This window comes from Nonomuraea sp. NPDC059194, assembly GCF_042754765.1.
GTDB lineage: Bacteria > Actinomycetota > Actinomycetes > Streptosporangiales > Streptosporangiaceae > Nonomuraea.
The window spans coordinates 12,884-29,895 of the sequence record NZ_JBHZBH010000020.1; the positions used below are offsets into that span (position 1 = coordinate 12,884).

The window sequence follows — 17,012 nt, forward strand, 5'->3', positions numbered from 1 at the left end:
TAGGTTTGTGATGTCCTACGAACCGGTGTTACCAGTCCCGTCTTTCAGGTCCTCGTCCTGGCCACTGCGCATCCCCTTCATGAATGCCGCCATCAGCCCGTGATCGTGGCCGATGTCCGCATCGTCGTCCTGGGGTGCGGGAGCGTTGAGGAGCTCGGGTGCCATGTTCTTCTGACGGCGACGCCTCGGCAGTTCCGGGCGTTGGCCGTGACCTCTCGGAGGGCCGAGGCCGGTCCGCCCGTCCGTTCGCCCGGCGGGCACACCGGCGCTCTGCTTCCTCCATGCCTCGGACGGACCGTCAAGGCGGACACCGGCATCGTGGTCGCCCAGCGCCGGAGTCTGCTGCACGGCGTTCTTTCCAGAACCGGAGAAAGGCATCGACGAGAGGGGCGGCGCGGGTTTGGCGGACTCGGGTGGCGTTGCCTGCGCTTCTGCAGCGATCAACTCATTCGGGATCACGACGATGGCCTGGGTGCCGCCGTAGAGGTTGGTCTGCAGCCTTACCACGATTTTGTGCCGACGTGAGAGGGCGGACACCACGAGCAGTCCGATGCGGCCCTCCTGCAGCAATTCGTTGACATCGATCCGATCCGGATCGGTGAGCAGGTCGTTCAGCCGATGCCTGGTTTCCCCAGGAATACCGAGGCCGCGGTCCTCGATCTCGATGGCCAAGCCGGCGGTAACGGCTTCCGCGCGGAGGATCACCTGCGTGTGCGGCGGCGAGAACTTGGTGGCGTTCTCGACAAGCTCGGCGAGCAGGTGGATGACGTTCGCGGCGGCGCCGCCGTCCAGAGCCCCCTCGACCGGCGGCATCACTTTGACGCGACTGTAGTGCTCGACCTCGGCGATGGCCGAGCGCATGATCTCGTACATGGTCACCGGCCTGCTCCACTGACGCCGCGAGGCGGCCCCACCGACCACAGCGAGGCTCTCGGCCTGTCGGCGCAGGCGAGTATTGAGGTGATCGACCCTGAACAGGCCCTTGAGCAGCTCCGGATCCTCGACCTGGTTCTCCAGCTCGTCGAGTCCCCTCATCGCCCGGTGGGTCAGTGACTGCATTCGCCGGGCAAGGTTGACGAAGACCTCGACTCGCTGCGCGGGACCACCACTGGGTTTCGGGCTCGCCGCGTTGATCACAGCGTTCCAGGCCTCGTTCTGAGCTTGCTGGAGTTCATGCGCGAGGAGCACGATGGGGTCGCCGGTCGCTGCGGGCCGGAGGTCGACGCCGCGTTGTGCGGGAGCCTCACCGGCCTCGATCCGCTCAGCCAGGCCCTGCAGTTCTTGCCGGCCACGGGACACCAGGAACCCCAGCTCGCTGAGCCGCCGCCGCAGGTCGTTGGCCAGGAAGGCCGAACGACCGGCTATCTGACGCTCGCGCTGAGTCGCCTTGTCCGCCGCGATGACAGTGGCGCACATGACCGCCACCGCCAGCCCGGCGATGACGGCCAGTATCGGCCAAGCCGTCAGCGACGGGGGTCCCGCCACGATCAGTGCCGCCACCGCGATCAGCCCCAGGCACGCCATCAAGACTGCGGGGAGGATGGAAATGCACAGATGGAAGGCACGACTGCTGATCGGAGGACGTCTACCGTGGCCGGATGGCCTGCCATCGCTTCCGACGTCATGGCGTTCGGGGGCAGCGGGAGGCAGGGGAGGCTCAGACATCGGCGTCCTTGGTACAGGTGATCGGTCAACAGAAGTCACCATACTGAGTCATCTGCACACATATCGATCAATCCGGCATTTAAGGTGATACAGCGTTCGGTCGGCAGGGGTTGACGCGGGAGTCCGCGGCTGGACCACAACCCCAACTGCAGGCCCAACTGCAACCTGCGGCGAGCCTCAGCAGGACGGAGTCGGCCACCAGTACTACATCCCTGGATCAGGGTGTGTCCAGTCAACGGTGCATCTCAAAGCGGGTACGGCTGCGCGAGGCGGCTGCCAGGTCTGCCCCAAGTTCGCGATCACCTACATATATCCTCCGAGCCGATGGCCGCGATCCACGATCGGGAACGGCCAGGTAACAAGACAGGAGCCTGTGATGAGCCTTCCCTCTGCCTTCCGCCTCGTGACTCCCATCGACGAGGAAGCGCCTCAACGCGCTGCCCGGCTCCAGGAGCTGGGCATCAGGGAGGAGCCCGACCCTGAGTTCGACGAGTTCGCCCGGGCCCTGGCCCACGAGCTGGCGGCGCCTTTCGCCATGGTCAACATCATCGGCCCGACGCGGCAGTATTTCGCCGGCTTGTATCCCTCCTCGCTCGACCGGGGCGTCGACGCGGCGAGGGATCCGCTCCGAACAATGGCCTGCGACCACGGTTACTGCATGTACGTGGTGACGAGGAAGCATGCGATGGCGTTGGACGAAGTGATGGACTATCACCTCTTCGCCGGCAACCCGGTGGTGGACGAGATCGGGGTTCGCGCCTACCTGGGCGCCCCGTTGATCGACCAGACGGGGACCCTGGGCACCATCTGCGTCGTGGACACCAAGCCTCACGACTGGGGCACGGAGGGGGTCGCGTTCATCAAGGCCCGGGCCGCAGAGCTGGTGGAGAGGATCCATCAGCGGGCCAGTCTGCTGAAGGGGCCCGGATACGCTCGGGATGCCGCCTCCGGGAGAGCGTGAGCGGCCGACGCACAGCGACCGCGGAGCAGCACGTCGCTCACAGCGCAGACCATGACCCGGCCACCGGCCAGAACCCGCCGGGCCTCAGACCCAGCCGCGCTCGGTCGCGTGCCGTCCGAGCTGGAGGCGGGTGACCGCGCCGGACAGATCCATCAGGTGGCGCACGCGGCGCTGCACGGTGCGCGGGGACAGGCCGAGCTGCTTGGCCACGGCCTCGTCGGTCAGCCCGGCGAACAGCAGGGCGAGGATCTTGGCGTCGGAGGCGGCGATCCCGCCCGGCTTCTCGCCGGGCGCGAGGTGGAGCGCCCCGGCCCGGTCCCACGCCCAGTCGAAGAGGCTGATGAGCGCGTCGAGCAGGCCGCTGGCGTGCACGACGACCGCGCCGGGCTCCTGCCCGGCGGAGGTGAGCGGCACCAGCGCCACCGACCGGTCGGCGATGACGAGCTTCATCGGCAGGGAATCCACCACCGCGATCTCCTCGCCCTGGGCGGTGGCCAGTTCGGCGCGGCGCAGGCCCCCCGGCTGGTCGAGCACGGCGCGTTCGATGATCACGCGGTAGCGCACGCCCCGCCGTACCGCGGCGTCTTCGGCGAGGTTCTCCTCGGCCGACATCACCATGGGGCTTTCGGTGACGAAGGCCAGCACCTCGTGCTCCGCGCCGCGCTGGAGCTGCTCGAACCGCTGCCGGGTGGCCCCGGCCCCGGTGACCACCTCGACCAGGTCGCTGACCGTGCGCCCGCCGGCGGCGCGGCGGTAGAGCTCGGTCAGCTCGGAGACCGCCAGTTCGGTACGGCGGAGCTCGTCGTGGCGCTGCACGAGCATCGCGCGCAGCGCCACGTCGGGAGCGGAGGCGACGTACCGATCGAGGTCGGCCCCGGACGGCGAGGCCAGCCCGAGTGACTCCAGGCGGCGCAGCAGGCTGCGCGTCTCGCCCTCGGCCAGCCTGAGCCGGTCGGCGAGCACCTCGGGCGCGGCGGCGCCCAGGTCGATCAACGCCCGGTAGGCGCGTTCCTCGGCCCGGTCGAGACCGAGCGCCCGGAGATCCACGTCGTCGCGAACTTCCTTCTGGGTCACGGGCGCCGAGTATGCCCGGTGCCCGTACTAATAGGAAACCTGCTAAGTGGACTGCCACTACGGCCCTGACCATGCACGACAGTGGAGTGGCAGGCTGGCGAGCAGGTTTCCTATTAGTAACGAACCGGCTACCTGACCGCGTACAGCCGCGAGACGACCTGCGCCAGGCCGTTGCCGTGCGCGTCCACCGCGTCGACGCGGATGGAGACGTGCTTGCCGGTCGCCGCGGCGTTGTCCACCTTGGCGACCCACTTGCCGTTCTCCATCGCGACCGGCACCTCGGTCCAGGCGGCCTGGTCGTCGTTCCAGACCGCCTGGTCGTCGGTGGCTGTCCAGGCTCGCACCTTGGCGATGCTGCCCGGGTTGTAGTCCACCTGTCCGCGCACGTCGAGCGTGACCGGGAAGCCGGTGAGGGGCGCGGCCGTGTTGCGGGTGTCGACCTCGGCGTCGTAACGGACGGTGAGGAACGGCAGGGCCGCGACCTCCTCGCCGGGCGGCCTGGTGGTGGTGAAGCGGTAGGACGTGCGGACCAGCGCGCCCTGGTCGCCGGTGGTCTCGGCGCGGAAGCGCATCATGGTGCTGCGCAGCTCGTAGGCGCCGTCCTCGACCAGGAACTGGCCGAAGGGCCACCCGCTGGACCCGACCTCCTTCCCGTCGCGCAGCAGCTTGAGGTTGCCGACGTCGCCGAAGTAGGCACCCGAGCCGAAGTGGCCGGGCTCGGCGTCCTTCCAGGTGGCCGAGGAGTACCCGATCAGGCCGGCCTGGCGTTCGGCGATGCGCGTCCCGGCCTGGTCGGAGGCGGGGAAGACGCCGTTCATCGAGACCATGCGGAACCAGGTGGTCTCGCGCTGCTGGCCTCGGGTGTAGACGCGGGGCAGGTCGTACCAGGTCTCGCGGAACAGCAGGTTGGCGCCGCGGTAGGTGATCTGGCGGAAGGTCTGGCCGGGCGAGTAGAGCGACAGGCGCTCGCCCGGCACGTTCGCGTCCACGGTGTAGGTGCTGAAGGCGGCGTCCGACCAGGGACGGTACAGCTGCATCAGGTCGCCGCCCGGCTCGTCGGCGGCCCTGCCGTACCAGCTCTCCTTGACCTGGGCGAGGTCGCGGTCGCGCACGACGCGGGCCTGCGAGCGGCCGACCCTGCCCTCCTCGACGAAGGCGAGGTTGTAGACGCCGCCGTCGAAGGTGGCGCGCAGGTGCTCGACCAGCTCGAAGCCGCCGGTGCGGGCCCTGTCGGTGGGCGCGGCGTAGTACTCGGCCTGGCCGGCGACCGCGCCGCCGCCGATCTGGTAGCGGTCCCACCAGCGGCCGTACTGCAGGGTGCCGCCCACGATGGTGCTGGGCCGGTCAGTGGTCGCGGTGATGCGCTGGGCGGTGCGCGCGTCGAAGACGACGGTCGTGTCCTTCGACAGCTCCAGCTCCGGGTCGCCCAGGTAGCTCAGCGTTTCGCCGCCGAAGACGAAGGCGCTGAGCGCGTAGCGGCCGACCGGCAGGGTGTAGCTCTGCTCGCCGGTGCCGTCGAGGTAGGTGCGGACGGCGGCGACCTCGTCGAGCGCGATGACGTCGAGGTAGCTCGGGGCCTCGGGGTTACCGCCGTCGCGGCCGGTGGCCTTGACGGTCAGGGTGACCTGCTCGGGCTCGGCCCAGAAGCCGACCGCCGTGGTGACGGAGACGCCGCGGCCGGTGGCCAGCACGCGCGCGCCGATCTCCCCGAACGCCTTGTCCTGGATGGGGACGCCGGCGTCGCCGGTCACCTCGACGCTGGCGGTGCCGTGCGCGGGCACGACGACCTGGTGGGCGCCGAGCTTGAAGGCGCGGGACGGCACGCGGTTGCCGCCCTTGCCCGCGACGTCGTCGATGCGGAGCTGGAGGCGGACCTGGCGGTCACCGAGGTTGGTGTAGACGATCTCCTTGGTCGCCCGCTGGCCCTTGGAGTGCGGCCAGGCCAGCGCGCCCAGGCTGACCGTGCCGGGGCCCTGGACGGTGGCGGCCAGGGCGCCGGGTACGGACAGCTCGCCCGCGCCCTGGGCGTAGACGCCGTCCTTGGCCCGCGGCTTGACGCCGGAGACGAGGGCGGCCTTGAGCTGCTGGGCGCTCCAGTCGGGGTGCGCCTGACGCAGCAGGGCTGCGGCTCCTGCGACGTGCGGGGCCGCCATCGAGGTGCCGGACATCTTGGTGTAGTGCATGCCGGCAACGCTGCCGAGCGCGGCGCCCACGATCTCCACACCGGGTGCGGCGATCTCGGGCTTGACCAGGTGCGCGGCGTCGGTGGCCGGGCCGCGGCTGGAGAAGGCGGCGGTCTTGCCCTCGGCGTCCAGCGCGCCCACGGTCAGCACGCCCTCGGCGCAGCCGGGCGAGGAGACCGTCTGGCGCAGCCCCTGGTTGCCGGCGGCCACGACGAAGAGCGTCTTGGCCTGCTGGGACAACCGCTGCGCGGCGGCGGCCAGCGGGTCGGTGCAGTCGGTGATCTCGGTGCTGCCCAGGCTCATGTTGACGACGTCGGCGCCCTGGGCGACCGCCCACTCCATGCCCGCGATGATCCACGACTCCTGGCCGTAGCCGCCCCAGTCGAGCACGCGCCCGGCCAGCAGCTTCGCGCCGGGAGCCATGCCCTTGCGCGTGGCGTCGGCGGCGCCGGTGCCCAGGATGGTGGAGGCGACGTGGGTGCCGTGGCCGATCTCGTCGGCGGCGCTGCCGAGGCCGGTGAAGTCCTGCTCCCCGGCCAGCCGACCGCGCAGGTCGGGGTGCTGGGGGTCGTGGCCGGAGTCGAGCACGGCGACGGTCGTCCCGCTGCCGTCGAAGCCGGCGGCCCATGCCTGCTCGGCCCCTGTCTGGCCGACGCCGGTGCCCGGGTCCAGGTCGAAGCCCTTGACCTTGCCGTCGAGCCAGATCTTGGACTGCGAGCGGGCGGCGGTCAGGGCGTCGAAGAACGCTCCTGTCTCCTTCTTTTCGACCTGTACGGCTGCCGCCCCCGAACCGAGCGGGGTCGCGACGGCCGAGTAGGGCAGTGCGGTGGCGCCCTGGACGATGAGCGGCACCTTGGTCGAGCGGGCATCGTCGTAGCCCTGGCGTACCAGGCCGCTGATGTTGAACAGGCGCTCGTCGAGCCGTCCGGCGGCGATCAGCCGGGCGGCGCTGCGCGGCACCACGTAGAGGTCGTCGCCGTCCTGGCGGGTGGCGTAGGGCTCGTCGGTGTACAGGTGCACGGCGGTCTTGCCGTCGGCTCCGGTGGTGAGTTCGGCGCGGTCGCCGGTGATCAGGGTGACGCTTGCGGTGCTCGCTTTGTGGCCCTGGAGGCCGGGAACGGGGGCGGCGGTGGGGGATGCCGGGTCCGCGATGGCGGGTCCGGCCATCGGGATGAGCGCGGCCATGGCCAGCGCCGACACGCCAAGGCGCGTCCGCAGTGACATGGGGGCCTCCTGGGGGGAGTCGGGTGATCGCGGCAAAGATCTCAGAGAACCCATGTGTCGCGAACCGCCAAGCCCTGACGAGATCACGACTTGTCAGGTTCTCGTCAGGAGGATGGTCAGGGGAGGCGGCGGATCTCGGGCGCCGTTAGGCGACTCAGTGCCGCTCGGCGTGCCCGTAGCGGGTTCGACCCCGCGGCTTGTACACCGACAGCACCGCGGCCACGAGCAGGAGAAGCAGCGCCAGCACGGCGTGGAGCACGACGGATGGGCTCCGGAGCATGCCGGACGACGGCGTCTGCGCCGCCACACGTGCCAGATAACCAAGCGTCTGCGTGTACATCAGCAGGACGACGATGGCACCGAGGTTGATCAGCAGCTTGAACACGACCCAGTAGTGCCGGAACAGGCCCCACACGCTGCCCAGGGACTGGACGATCCCGGTGAGGAGTGACGCCACGGCCAGCGGGACGAGGGTGTACCAGGCGGCGGGCTCCATGACGAGGTAGGCGGCCCGCACGGTCCGCGCGTCCGGTGCGGTCAGGCCGATGAGCGCGAGGGCCAGGAAGACGACGACCGCGCCGAGCCACCCGACCGACGACGTGACGTGCGTGGTGAGCACGAGTTTGCGGATGGGGGGCGACATGGTTCTCATCGGCCACCGGGTTCCGTGGCGACTCCGTCCCCGCCGCCATGGGACCCATGCCTACCGGGGCCGTGGTCACCACCCATGAGCAGCAGAACGACGAACAACAGAACGAGAACGGCGGTGATGACTCCTGCGACCTTCACCCAACGCGGTGTGCCGGTGTCGCCGGAGCCAGATGGATGTGCCATGCGAATGACCTCCCGCATCCTGGGGCTGCTCATTTTACGAAACACTATGTCTACGTCATTACACAATGTCTCGATGGCGTCGTCGCGTAAACTACTCCCCGTGCCCAGGCTGTGGAACGAGACGATCGAGGCGCATCGCCGCGACGTACGGGAGGCGATCCTGGACAGCACCGCGGCGCTCGTGGCGGAACACGGGCTGCGCTCGGTGACGATGTCGCAGATCGCCGAGAAGACCGGCATCGGCAGGGCGACCCTCTACAAGTACTTTCCCGACGTCGAGGCGATCCTGTTCGCCTGGCACGAGCGCCAGATCACCTCCCACCTCGGGCATCTCGTGCACGTCAGGGACCAGTCGGGCGACGCCGGCGACCGGCTCGCGGCCGTGCTGGAGGCCTACGCGGTCATCTCGCGCGAGTCCCAAGGCCGGCACGACCCGGCGCTCATCGCGCTCCTGCACCAGGACCAGCACGTCGTACGAGCGCAGCGGCAGCTTTTCGACCTGGTGCGGGACCTGCTCGCCGAGGGTGGGGCGGCCGGGGTGCTGCGGGACGACGTCTCCCCCGACGAGCTCGCGACCTACTGCCTGCACGCCCTGTCGGCAGCCGGCGGCCTGCCGTCCGAAGAGGCGGTCCACCGGCTCGTCATGGTCATCCTGTCCGGGCTGCGCCCGGCAAGCTGAGGCGCCGCTTTACTATCCGCGCTAGTAAGGCGGCCCGTCGGGCATCGCGGTCGCGATGCCCGACAGGCCCACGTGTGTCAGGAGCCCACGACATCGCACCCGGCGGCATCGATCGCCGCCTTGACGAGGTCCTCGTCCAAGGGGCCGTCGGTCAGGACGCTGATCTTCGCCTCCCTCGGGTTCATGTCCACGCCGACGACACCCGGCACCTGGATGAGCTCGGCCTTGATGCCGGCGAGGCAGTGGCCGCAGCTGTCCGGAGACAGCCCCGTGACGATGTAGGTGACCAGACTGTAGGCAACGGTGATCATCCCGTTCCTCCTTGCGCTCCATGCGTACGAAGATCAGGCATATGACTCGAGTCCGCCCTCGTGAGAGATCTTCGCGGAGTTGGAGCGCTTCGCGGGGCCGCAGCGGCTTCGGGGTCACGCCATGGCGAGAAGAGGACACCTCCTACTGTTGGTCGTATGTCTGATCAGACTGACTTCCCTCACGTGGACGACGATCGCCATGCCCAGGCCCTGTACCAGCGCATGCATGCCAAAGGCGAGTCGCTCGCCGCCGCGTCGGCCGTACTCGGTCTGACCCCGGCCGAGGAGTCCCGCGCACGGAACCGGCTGGTACGGCTCGGCCTGCTCAATCCCGAGTCGGAGCTGACCGTCGAGACGACGACGGCCCTGATGCTCAGCCTGGAGCACGGCCACCGGGCCCTGGACAAGCTCGTCGAACAGCACGTCATGACAGCGGCCGTGGCCAGGAACTACCTGGGGCTTGCGCCCAGGGACGGCGATGACGTTCACGTGGAGTTCTACGCGCGCGAGGAGCACGCGACGCGGCTCGCCCAGCGGCTGGACGATCTGGCCGCGACGGTACGGCACGAGGTCGTGGCCCTGCACCCGCCGGCGAACTGGGATCCCCGCAGAATCGCGGTCGTCCACGAACGCGACAGGATCCAGGTGGCCAAAGGTGTCCGCGTGCGGTCGATGCACGCGCAGATCGCGCTGGCCGATCCCCCCATGCGGGAGCTCCTGCGAGCGCGGGCGGCGCGTGGGATCGAAGTCAGGATCGCCCCGGTCATTCCCACCAGGATGTTGGTCTACGACCGGCACCTGGCGATCGTCCAGGCCGATCCGGACGACTTGACCGCAGGAGCGGTGCTGATCCGGAGCCCCAACGTGGTCAGGTCACTGGCGGCGATCTACGACTACCTCTGGATGACGGCATCCGAGCTCGACGACGTGCCCCGCTCTGCCGACGGCAGCACGCTGACGGAGCAGCAACGCGCGGTGCTCCGCATGCTGGCGGAGGGGGCGAAGGACGACGCCATCGCCCGCAGCCTCGGTGTGTCGACGCGTACGGTGACCCGGGTGGTCGGCGAGCTTTCCGCGATGCTCGGGGCGGGCAGCCGTTTCCAGGCAGGTGTGCGCGCCGCCCGGCTGGGCTGGCTGGACTGACTGGCCGAAGTCAATGCCGGTAGATCCGCCGGGCGGCTGTTACGGCCCCGGCGCCGAGCACGATCCCGCCCGCCATGGTGGGCACCCAGTCACCCAGCCGCACGTACGGCGTCTCCTCGACGGACAGCGGCACGTCCACCACGAACGCGCCGCGGTACTCGGGCGGGTACCAGGCAAGCCGCCTGCCGCGCGCGTCGAACGCCGTCGAGGTGCCGTCCAGCTCGACCAGCACCGCCGGCCGGCCCGACTCGACCGCCCGCAGCGCCTCGAAGCTCGCCTGCTGCGCGTGCGCCCAGCTCCCGTGGAACGTCGTGAGCGACCCCTGCGTGATCGTCACGTCCACGCCCCTGCGGGCCAGGCCGCGCCGCAGGTCAGGAAAGGTCGACTCGTACGAGATCAGCGGCCCCACCCGGCGGCCGGCCACCTCGAACACGACCAGCCCGGCACCGGTCATCCGGTCCTTCTCGGCCGCCTCGGTATGCCCCGCGATCCAGCCGAGCACCGGCCGCAGTGGGATGTACTCGCCGAACGGGGCCAGCCGCTGCTTGACGTAGGTGTTCACGACCCCGTCCGGCGTGTACTGGTAGGCCGCCTTGGCGATCCGGCCGGAGGAATCCTCGGCGTCCACGTTCACCAGCAGGTCGGCGCCTACCTCGGCGGCTGCTCGGCGCAGCAGGCGGTCCAGGTCCGGGCGCCGGGCGGGGTCGAGGCCGACGCTGCTCTGCCCCCAGACCACCACGTCGGGGTCACGGCCGGCGAGCTCGCCGGTCAGCCGGAGGTGCGCGGCCACGCGGCGCTCCGGACCGGGCACGGGGCCCGGCTGCACGCCCCCCACGCGCATGACACCCGTCACGACGGGCTCGGGCCGTACCAGCCCGAAGCACGCGGCGAGCGCGGCCATCATGACGGCGGCTCCCCCGCCGGCCAGCCGGGCCCGCCGGCCCGCGTCCGGCAGTACGGCGATCGCGAGCCCGACGTTGACCGCGACCAGGGTGAAGCTGAGCAGCCACACCCCGCCGAGCGCGGCCAGCCCCAGCACCGGCCGCACCTGCCACTGGCTCGACCCGAGCAGCCCCCACGCCCCGCCGAGGTGGTGCCACGAACGCAGCGCCTCGACGGCCACCCACACCGAGGGCAGCACCAGCATCGTTACCGCCGCCCTGGCTGGAGAGACGCGCCGCAGCAGTCCGTACGCGACCAGCCCGAACGGCACCCACACCAGCCCGATGACCAGCACCGCCAGCGGCCAGAACACGCCCAGGAACGGCAGCACCCAGTGGTGCAGCGTCCCGAAGAAGCCCGCCGACGCCCACCAGCTCCGCCACCCCGCCTCGCGGAACGTCCCCGCGCCGGCCACCAGGAGCAGGAACGGCACGAGGCCGAACCACGCCCACCACCAGGCGTTCACGGCGGGGAAGGCGAGGGCCAGGCACGCGCCGGTCAGGGCGGCCAGCAGGCGCGGGCCCCAGCGGCGCGCTACGCCCGCGCGCTCGGCCGTGACGGTGACGGACGCGGTCGACACACCGCCCCGCTACCCCGCCCAGCGCCCGCCACCGCCTACTCGGCTTTCTTCCAGATCTGGCTGCGCAGGTCCGTGCCCCTGATCACCTGGACCCGCCACGGTTCCAGCCGCAGCACGTGCAGCTTCGGGTCGTCCGGGCCGGTCCAGAAGTTGCCCAGGTTGTAGCCCGCCCCTCGGGGGCTGGTCTTGCGATACAGATCCCATACGCGCCGCTTGACCTCGATGTCCTCCACCCATTCCGCGACCGTGTCGACGCTCACCGCGTTCTGCCGCGGCGTCCAGTACGAGAACGTGGTGTGCGGGTTCCCGGCCAGGTGAGCCGCCTTGACCGGCGTCTTGTAGGTCGCCAGCCAGCCCAGCGGCTCGCCGTCCACGACCTCCCAGATCGGGATGAGCACCCGTGCCCGCGGGCGGCCCTTGCTGTCCACCGTCGTCATGGTCGCGTAGACGATGTCGCCGATGTAGGCCTCGAAAGCGTCCTGGATCTCGCTGAACTTCGTCATGCCGTCTCCTCCAGCACCACCACAGGGACCTCGCCCCGTGCCGCGTCCGCGTAACGCTGGTAGACCGGCTCGCCGGCCACCAGCTTCTTCCACAACCGCCGCCGCTCCGCGCCCCGCGCGGTGTGCGCCCGCACGTGCACCGTCCTGCCGTCCACCTGGACCTCGGCGTCCGGGTGGGCCATCAGGTCCCGGTACCAGCCCGGCAGGTACGGACCCACCTCCGAGCCCGGCCCGACGAGAACCAGGTGCCCCTGGTCCGCGCCGTACAAGTGGGTCGTCGTCCTCGGCCGCCCGGTCTTGCGGCCCACCGTCGTGATCACCAGGTCGTTACTCATGACCGCAGCATCGCCGAGGCGACTCCAGATTTCCTTCGGACCCTCTCTAGGCTCGGCCGAGGTGCTCCACAGCGCCTGTCATCAGCTCCCAGAAGCGGTCGCGGTGCAACGTGAGGCCGACATCGGCGTTGGGCGCCCAGCCCATGCGGCCGTGCAGGTCGACGACCGTCGCTCCCCGGGTGTGCGCGCCCTCGACCTCGATCCGGACGGGGGCGCGCACGCAGTCGACCACGCTCCGGTCGATCACGTAGGCGACCGCGACAGGGTCGTGCAGCGGCGGTGCGGGGAAGTCCCACAGCCGCCGGTAGGTGCTCGCGAAGAAGGTCATCAGTTCCGCGCACACCTCGCCGAGCTGGGTGCCCATCCCGCGGAAGCGGGCCACCACGTCCGGGGTGACCAGCGCCTGGTGGGTCACGTTGAGGCCGTGGAAGGTGATCGGCAGGCCGCTCGCCAGCACCTCCGCCGCGGCCTCGGGATCGACGTAGATGTTGAACTCCGCGTACGGCGTGTGGTTGCCGCGGGAGGTGCTGCCGCCCATGACGACCAGCTCGCGGATGCGCGACACGTCCTCGGGATGCCTGCGCAGCAGCGTCGCGACGTTCGTCAGCGGCCCGACGGCGACGATCGTCGTCGGCTCCGAGCCTTCCACGAGCACGCGGTGCATGAGGTCGACCGCGTGCTCCTCGGCCAGGGGCACGGTCGGCGGGCCGAACACGGGGCCGTCGAGCCCGCTCTCGCCGTGCACGTCGGCCGCGATCTCCAAAACACCCGACAGCGGCCGGTCGCAGCCGGCGGCCACCGGCACGTCGGTGATCCCCGCCAGCGTGCACACCCTGCGGGCGTTGAGCGTGGTCTTGTCCAGGGTCTGGTTGCCCGCGACCGTGGTGATGGCCTTGAGGTCGACGGCCGGGTGGGCGGCCGCCAGCATGATGGCCAGCGCGTCGTCGTGTCCCGGATCGCAGTCGAGGATGAGCGGTGTGCTCATGGTCAGGCCTCACCTGACAGCCAGCGGACCGCCCGGCCGAACAGCACCCGGTAGCCCTCCCAGGCGATGAACTCCTCGGGGCACCAGTGAGGCCCGATGTCCGAAGCCCAGGCCAGGGTACGGCCGCGCCCCACCTCGCGTACGGCGAGCAGCGGGTCGTCGCCCACGGCTGCGATCAGCCGGGCCCCGTCCGGCAGGGTGAAGCGGTTGTAGCCGAGCAGGTCGGGCCACGTCGCCTCCAGCCCCTCGACGAGGCGGTCGGTGGAGTCGACGACCTTGGGCGTCACGCCCTCCGGCGTCTCGACCCTGTCGTCGTAGGGCGCGATGACGGCCGGGAGCACGCGTTCGACGGCGGTGCCGTGGAAGGCCGCCTTGGCCTCGATGCCCTGGAAGGACAGGTACCCGCCGGCCATGGCGAGCCCTCCCCCTTGCTCGACCCACTCGGCCAGCAGCTTGAGCCGGTTGGGGTAGCGCCTGCTCGACAGCCAGGTGTCCGGGTGCAGCAGGATGCTGTTGGCTCCGATGTCGGACAGCAGCACGACGTCGTAGGCCGACAGTTCGTCGAGGGAGCCGGGGAAGTGCTCGGGCACTTCGTGCGCCGGCAGGTGCACCACGTCGATGCCCTCGGCGCTCAGGGCATCGCGCAGTGGCCCGACTCCGGTGTGGTAGGTGGTCGTGGTGAAGGAGTCGAAGCCCTTGTAGTGCGTGGACTCGCTCACCCACGACTCGCCGGCGATGAGGACGCGGGTCATTCGGTGTCTCCTTTCGCGGCAGTCTCGAAGACTGACCGGGGATTGGCGACGAGCAGGTGGTCGGTGTCGTCCGTGGTGAGCCCGTGCCGGTGCAGGCGGGGCACGAAGCTGTGGAGCAGGTGCGCGTAGCCGCGCCCGCCGTACCGGACGAGCATGGTCTTGAGGAAGACGTCCTGGGAGAGCAGCAGGCGGTGGCGGTAGCCGTACCGGATGAGCCTGGCGACGGCGCGGGCGTTCTCCTCGTCGCAGGGGGACTGGCCCTCGCCAGGGAAGTGGTAGTCCATTCCGCACATGTCGTATTCGAGCCAGGCGCCGCGATCGGCGAGTGAGACCTGGTGGTCGACGTCGTCCAGCGAGGGGTTCAGGTGGCCGAGCACGGTGGCGTGGAGCTGTCCGCCCTCCTCGGCGACGACGTCGAGGACCCGGTGGCCGTGCCGTACCCAGCCGGGAAGGTGGATCGAGAGCGGCACGCCGGTGCGCGCCTGCGCGCGGGCGGCGCCGCGCAGCACCTTCTCCTCCGCGGGGCTGAACGCGGGTGAGATGCCGATCTCACCGATCACGCCCGGCCTGATCCCGTCCACGCCTTCGCCGAGCTCCTGCTGGATCTCGGCGGCGACGTCCTCGGCGGACATCGCGCGGACCCTGGCGGGATGGGCGCGCTCCAGGTAGAAGCCGCAGCCCATGACGACGTTGAGGCCGGTGGCCCTGGCGATCCCGGCCAGTCCACGCGGGTCGCGGCCGATGCCTGGCGGGGTGACCTCGACGATCGTTCCTCCACCCCGTACGGCGAAGCGGGCGGCCTCCTCGGCCGCGAGGTCCGCGTCGTCGAGCGAGACGTTGTGCCGTGACAGGTAAGGATCCTCGCGCAGCCGGCCGAGGAACTCGATGCGGACGGGTTCCCCGGCGATCCGCTCCCCCTCGGTGTCGCCTGGGGCGGGCGGGTGCCAGGCCGCCGCGCCATTGTTGAGCAGGTGCTCGTGGAACAGCGTGACACCGAGCTCGCTCGCGGGCACCGCGCCGAGCACGGTCTGCACCAGGACGCTCATTTCTTGGCGATCCCGAACTTGGCCCACAGCTTGGTGTTGCCGAAGATCGCGAGCAGCAGGATCGAGCCCTGCACGATCTGCACGTAGAACGGCGACACGTGGAGCAGCACCAGGCCGTTGGCGATCACGCCGAGGGTGAGGGCGCCGAGGATCGTGCCGAGCATGGAGCCCCTGCCGCCGAACAGGCTGGTGCCGCCGAGGACCACCGCTGTGATCACTTCGAGCTCGAAGCCCACCCCCGCGTTGGAGGACCCTGACGCCAGGCGGGTGGCGATCAGCACGCCCGCCAGGGCGGCGGCGACCCCGGTGAGCACGAAGACGACCAGGCCGACCTTGCGGATGTCGACGCCGCTGCGGCGCAGCGACTCGGCGTTGGAGCCGAGCCCGACGACGTACTGCCCGAACGGCGTGCGGGTCAGGACGAACCAGCCGGCGAGGGCGATGACGATCGCGAGGATCGCCGGGATCGGCACGCCGAGCACCCGTCCCTGGCCGAGCTCGGTGACCCACGCCTCGGTGGTGATCGGGGTCGAGTATCCCTCGGTCGCCCGCAGGGCGGTGCCCCGGATGATCGACAGTGTGGCCAGGGTGACGATGAACGAGGGCAGCCCCTGATAGGAGGAGAACCAGCCGTTGACCGCCCCGACCACGGCGCCGAGGGCGAGCACCGCGAGGAACGCGAGCGTCGGGTCGACCCCCTTGGCCAGCAGGATCGCCAGCAGGGAACCGGTGAGGGCGACGACGGAGCCCACCGAGAGATCGATGCCCGCCGTGGTGATGACGAACGTCATGGCCACGGCGACGATCAGCGTGGGCGCGATCTGCCGGAGGAGGTTGAGCAGGTTGCCCCCGGTCATGAAGCGGTCCGCGGTGACGGAGAAGAAGATCAGCAGCGCGATCAGGACCGCGGCGATCGCGATGACCTGGACGTGCCTGGCCAACTGGGCGCGGAGCCTGGCCGAGCGGGTGTCGAGGATCCGCCCGCTCGGGGGCCTCGGGGGCCTCGGGGGCGTGGTCGTGGAGGTGCTCATGCCGCCCGGTCCTTTCCGTCATGGCCGACGATCTCGGTGACCAGGCGCTCCAGGCTGGTGGACCGGGCGTCGAGGTCGGCGCGCAGGGTTCCCTCGTACATCACGCACAGCCGGTCGCAGACCTCGAACAGGTCCTGGAGCCGGTGCGTGATGAGGATGACGCTGACCCCGCCGTCGGAGATGTCCCGGATCAGCCGGAGTACGGTCTCCACCTCGCTGACGGCCAGCGCGGCGGTCGGCTCGTCCATGATCAGCAGCTTGGGGCCGAAGGTGACGGCACGAGCGATCGCCACGGCCTGCCGCTGGCCGCCCGACAGGTCGCGCACGGGCAGGTCGGTCAGCAGGATGCGGATGTTGAGCGCGTCGAGGTGCTCGCGCGCCTCCTTGTGCATGCGCCGCTTGTCGAGCACGGTGCCGCCGAACTTGCGCGGCTCCCTGCCGAGGAACAGGTTGCCCGCGACGTCGATGTCGTCGCACAGCGCCAGGTCCTGGTAGACCATCTCGATGCCCACCTCGTGGGCCTCGCGGGGCGAGGAGAAGGCCACCTGCTGTCCGTCGAAGAGGATGCGCCCCGCGTCGGGCTCGACCGCGCCCGCCAGGATCTTCATCAGCGTGGACTTTCCCGCCGCGTTGTCGCCGACTAGTCCGAGGACCTCGCCCGGCCCGACCCGCAGCGTCACCCCGCGCAGCGCGTCGACCATGCCGTAGCGCTTCTTGATGTCCTGCATCAGGACGCGGTCGGGAGTCTCTGTGGTGGTGGTCAT

16 protein-coding genes are annotated in these 17,012 nt (G+C 70.3%); 3 read left to right on the forward strand and 13 right to left on the reverse strand.

Annotated features, from left to right (window positions below):
* Positions 1 to 15 precede the first annotated feature (15 nt).
* A complete protein-coding gene (locus ACFXJ8_RS23720) occupies positions 16 to 1,524 on the reverse strand; it encodes a sensor histidine kinase (protein WP_379646256.1) in 1,509 nt (502 codons plus the stop codon).
* A gap of 544 nt (positions 1,525 to 2,068) precedes the next feature.
* Here ACFXJ8_RS23720 and ACFXJ8_RS23725 point away from each other — a divergent pair.
* The gene (locus ACFXJ8_RS23725; RefSeq protein ID WP_379646118.1) at positions 2,069 to 2,626 is read left to right on the forward strand and encodes a GAF domain-containing protein; all 558 of its coding nucleotides are present in this window, start codon (positions 2,069 to 2,071) and stop codon (positions 2,624 to 2,626) included.
* Positions 2,627 to 2,710: 84 nt separating this feature from the next.
* Here the strand turns inward: ACFXJ8_RS23725 and ACFXJ8_RS23730 are convergent, their stop codons facing one another.
* The 3 genes from ACFXJ8_RS23730 to ACFXJ8_RS23740 form a co-directional block, all read right to left on the reverse strand.
* A complete protein-coding gene (locus tag ACFXJ8_RS23730; RefSeq protein ID WP_379646119.1) occupies positions 2,711 to 3,700 on the reverse strand; it encodes a hypothetical protein in 990 nt (329 codons plus the stop codon).
* Between the two features lie 128 nt (positions 3,701 to 3,828).
* A complete protein-coding gene (locus ACFXJ8_RS23735) occupies positions 3,829 to 7,107 on the reverse strand; it encodes a S8 family serine peptidase (RefSeq protein ID WP_379646120.1) in 3,279 nt (1,092 codons plus the stop codon).
* A gap of 154 nt (positions 7,108 to 7,261) precedes the next feature.
* A complete protein-coding gene (locus tag ACFXJ8_RS23740) occupies positions 7,262 to 7,750 on the reverse strand; it encodes a hypothetical protein (RefSeq protein ID WP_379646121.1) in 489 nt (162 codons plus the stop codon).
* 264 nt (positions 7,751 to 8,014) lie between these two features.
* Between ACFXJ8_RS23740 and ACFXJ8_RS23745 the strand changes: the two genes are divergently transcribed.
* On the forward strand, positions 8,015 to 8,620 hold the full coding sequence (locus ACFXJ8_RS23745) for a TetR/AcrR family transcriptional regulator (protein ID WP_379646122.1): 606 nt from the start codon (positions 8,015 to 8,017) through the stop codon (positions 8,618 to 8,620).
* A 77-nt stretch (positions 8,621 to 8,697) separates the two neighbouring features.
* Here the strand turns inward: ACFXJ8_RS23745 and ACFXJ8_RS23750 are convergent, their stop codons facing one another.
* On the reverse strand, positions 8,698 to 8,931 hold the full coding sequence (locus ACFXJ8_RS23750; protein WP_379646123.1) for a heavy-metal-associated domain-containing protein: 234 nt from the start codon (positions 8,929 to 8,931) through the stop codon (positions 8,698 to 8,700).
* A gap of 156 nt (positions 8,932 to 9,087) precedes the next feature.
* Here ACFXJ8_RS23750 and ACFXJ8_RS23755 point away from each other — a divergent pair, with 156 nt between their 5' ends.
* Complete coding sequence (locus ACFXJ8_RS23755) at positions 9,088 to 10,074, forward strand: LuxR C-terminal-related transcriptional regulator (RefSeq protein WP_379646124.1); 987 nt, start codon at positions 9,088 to 9,090, stop codon at positions 10,072 to 10,074.
* 10 nt (positions 10,075 to 10,084) lie between these two features.
* On the opposite strand, the gene lnt is transcribed toward ACFXJ8_RS23755, so the two are convergent.
* The 8 genes from lnt to ACFXJ8_RS23795 are packed head-to-tail and all read right to left on the reverse strand — an operon-like array spanning position 10,085 to position 17,012.
* Positions 10,085 to 11,596 carry an apolipoprotein N-acyltransferase gene (gene lnt, locus ACFXJ8_RS23760; RefSeq protein WP_379646125.1) on the reverse strand — a complete coding sequence of 504 codons (1,512 nt, stop codon included), beginning with the start codon at positions 11,594 to 11,596 and terminating at the stop codon, positions 10,085 to 10,087.
* A 35-nt stretch (positions 11,597 to 11,631) separates the two neighbouring features.
* Positions 11,632 to 12,099, reverse strand: coding sequence for a pyridoxamine 5'-phosphate oxidase family protein (locus tag ACFXJ8_RS23765; protein ID WP_379646126.1), 468 nt, complete (start codon positions 12,097 to 12,099; stop codon positions 11,632 to 11,634).
* Positions 12,096 to 12,506, reverse strand: coding sequence for a nitroreductase/quinone reductase family protein (locus ACFXJ8_RS23770; protein ID WP_379646257.1), 411 nt, complete (start codon positions 12,504 to 12,506; stop codon positions 12,096 to 12,098). Before ACFXJ8_RS23770 ends, ACFXJ8_RS23765 begins: the two co-directional genes overlap by 4 nt.
* Positions 12,481 to 13,419: a nucleoside hydrolase gene (locus ACFXJ8_RS23775; protein ID WP_379646127.1), complete on the reverse strand. Its 939-nt coding sequence runs from the start codon at positions 13,417 to 13,419 to the stop codon at positions 12,481 to 12,483. Before ACFXJ8_RS23775 ends, ACFXJ8_RS23770 begins: the two co-directional genes overlap by 26 nt.
* 2 nt (positions 13,420 to 13,421) lie before the next feature.
* Positions 13,422 to 14,171, reverse strand: coding sequence for a glutamine amidotransferase (locus ACFXJ8_RS23780; protein ID WP_379646128.1), 750 nt, complete (start codon positions 14,169 to 14,171; stop codon positions 13,422 to 13,424).
* Positions 14,168 to 15,217: a phosphotriesterase gene (locus ACFXJ8_RS23785; RefSeq protein WP_379646129.1), complete on the reverse strand. Its 1,050-nt coding sequence runs from the start codon at positions 15,215 to 15,217 to the stop codon at positions 14,168 to 14,170. Before ACFXJ8_RS23785 ends, ACFXJ8_RS23780 begins: the two co-directional genes overlap by 4 nt.
* Positions 15,214 to 16,248, reverse strand: coding sequence for an ABC transporter permease (locus tag ACFXJ8_RS23790; protein WP_379646130.1), 1,035 nt, complete (start codon positions 16,246 to 16,248; stop codon positions 15,214 to 15,216). Before ACFXJ8_RS23790 ends, ACFXJ8_RS23785 begins: the two co-directional genes overlap by 4 nt.
* Entirely contained in the window at positions 16,245 to 17,012 is a 768-nt protein-coding gene (locus ACFXJ8_RS23795; RefSeq protein ID WP_379646131.1) for an ATP-binding cassette domain-containing protein, read from the reverse strand. The genes ACFXJ8_RS23790 and ACFXJ8_RS23795 overlap by 4 nt, the downstream gene beginning before the upstream one ends.

Coding starts and splice junctions, on each gene's coding strand:
- ACFXJ8_RS23790 (WP_379646130.1), bottom strand. CDS start 16,248: ATGAGCACCTCCACGACCACGCCCCCGAGGCCCCCGAGGCCCCCGAGC.
- ACFXJ8_RS23775 (WP_379646127.1), bottom strand. CDS start 13,419: ATGAGCACACCGCTCATCCTCGACTGCGATCCGGGACACGACGACGCG.
- ACFXJ8_RS23735 (WP_379646120.1), bottom strand. CDS start 7,107: ATGTCACTGCGGACGCGCCTTGGCGTGTCGGCGCTGGCCATGGCCGCG.
- ACFXJ8_RS23785 (WP_379646129.1), bottom strand. CDS start 15,217: ATGAGCGTCCTGGTGCAGACCGTGCTCGGCGCGGTGCCCGCGAGCGAG.
- ACFXJ8_RS23745 (WP_379646122.1), top strand. CDS start 8,015: ATGGCGTCGTCGCGTAAACTACTCCCCGTGCCCAGGCTGTGGAACGAG.
- ACFXJ8_RS23720 (WP_379646256.1), bottom strand. CDS start 1,524: ATGGCGTGCCTGGGGCTGATCGCGGTGGCGGCACTGATCGTGGCGGGA.
- ACFXJ8_RS23740 (WP_379646121.1), bottom strand. CDS start 7,750: ATGTCGCCCCCCATCCGCAAACTCGTGCTCACCACGCACGTCACGTCG.
- ACFXJ8_RS23765 (WP_379646126.1), bottom strand. CDS start 12,099: ATGACGAAGTTCAGCGAGATCCAGGACGCTTTCGAGGCCTACATCGGC.
- ACFXJ8_RS23755 (WP_379646124.1), top strand. CDS start 9,088: ATGTCTGATCAGACTGACTTCCCTCACGTGGACGACGATCGCCATGCC.
- ACFXJ8_RS23750 (WP_379646123.1), bottom strand. CDS start 8,931: ATGATCACCGTTGCCTACAGTCTGGTCACCTACATCGTCACGGGGCTG.
- ACFXJ8_RS23795 (WP_379646131.1), bottom strand. CDS start 17,012: ATGACCACCACCACAGAGACTCCCGACCGCGTCCTGATGCAGGACATC.
- ACFXJ8_RS23780 (WP_379646128.1), bottom strand. CDS start 14,171: ATGACCCGCGTCCTCATCGCCGGCGAGTCGTGGGTGAGCGAGTCCACG.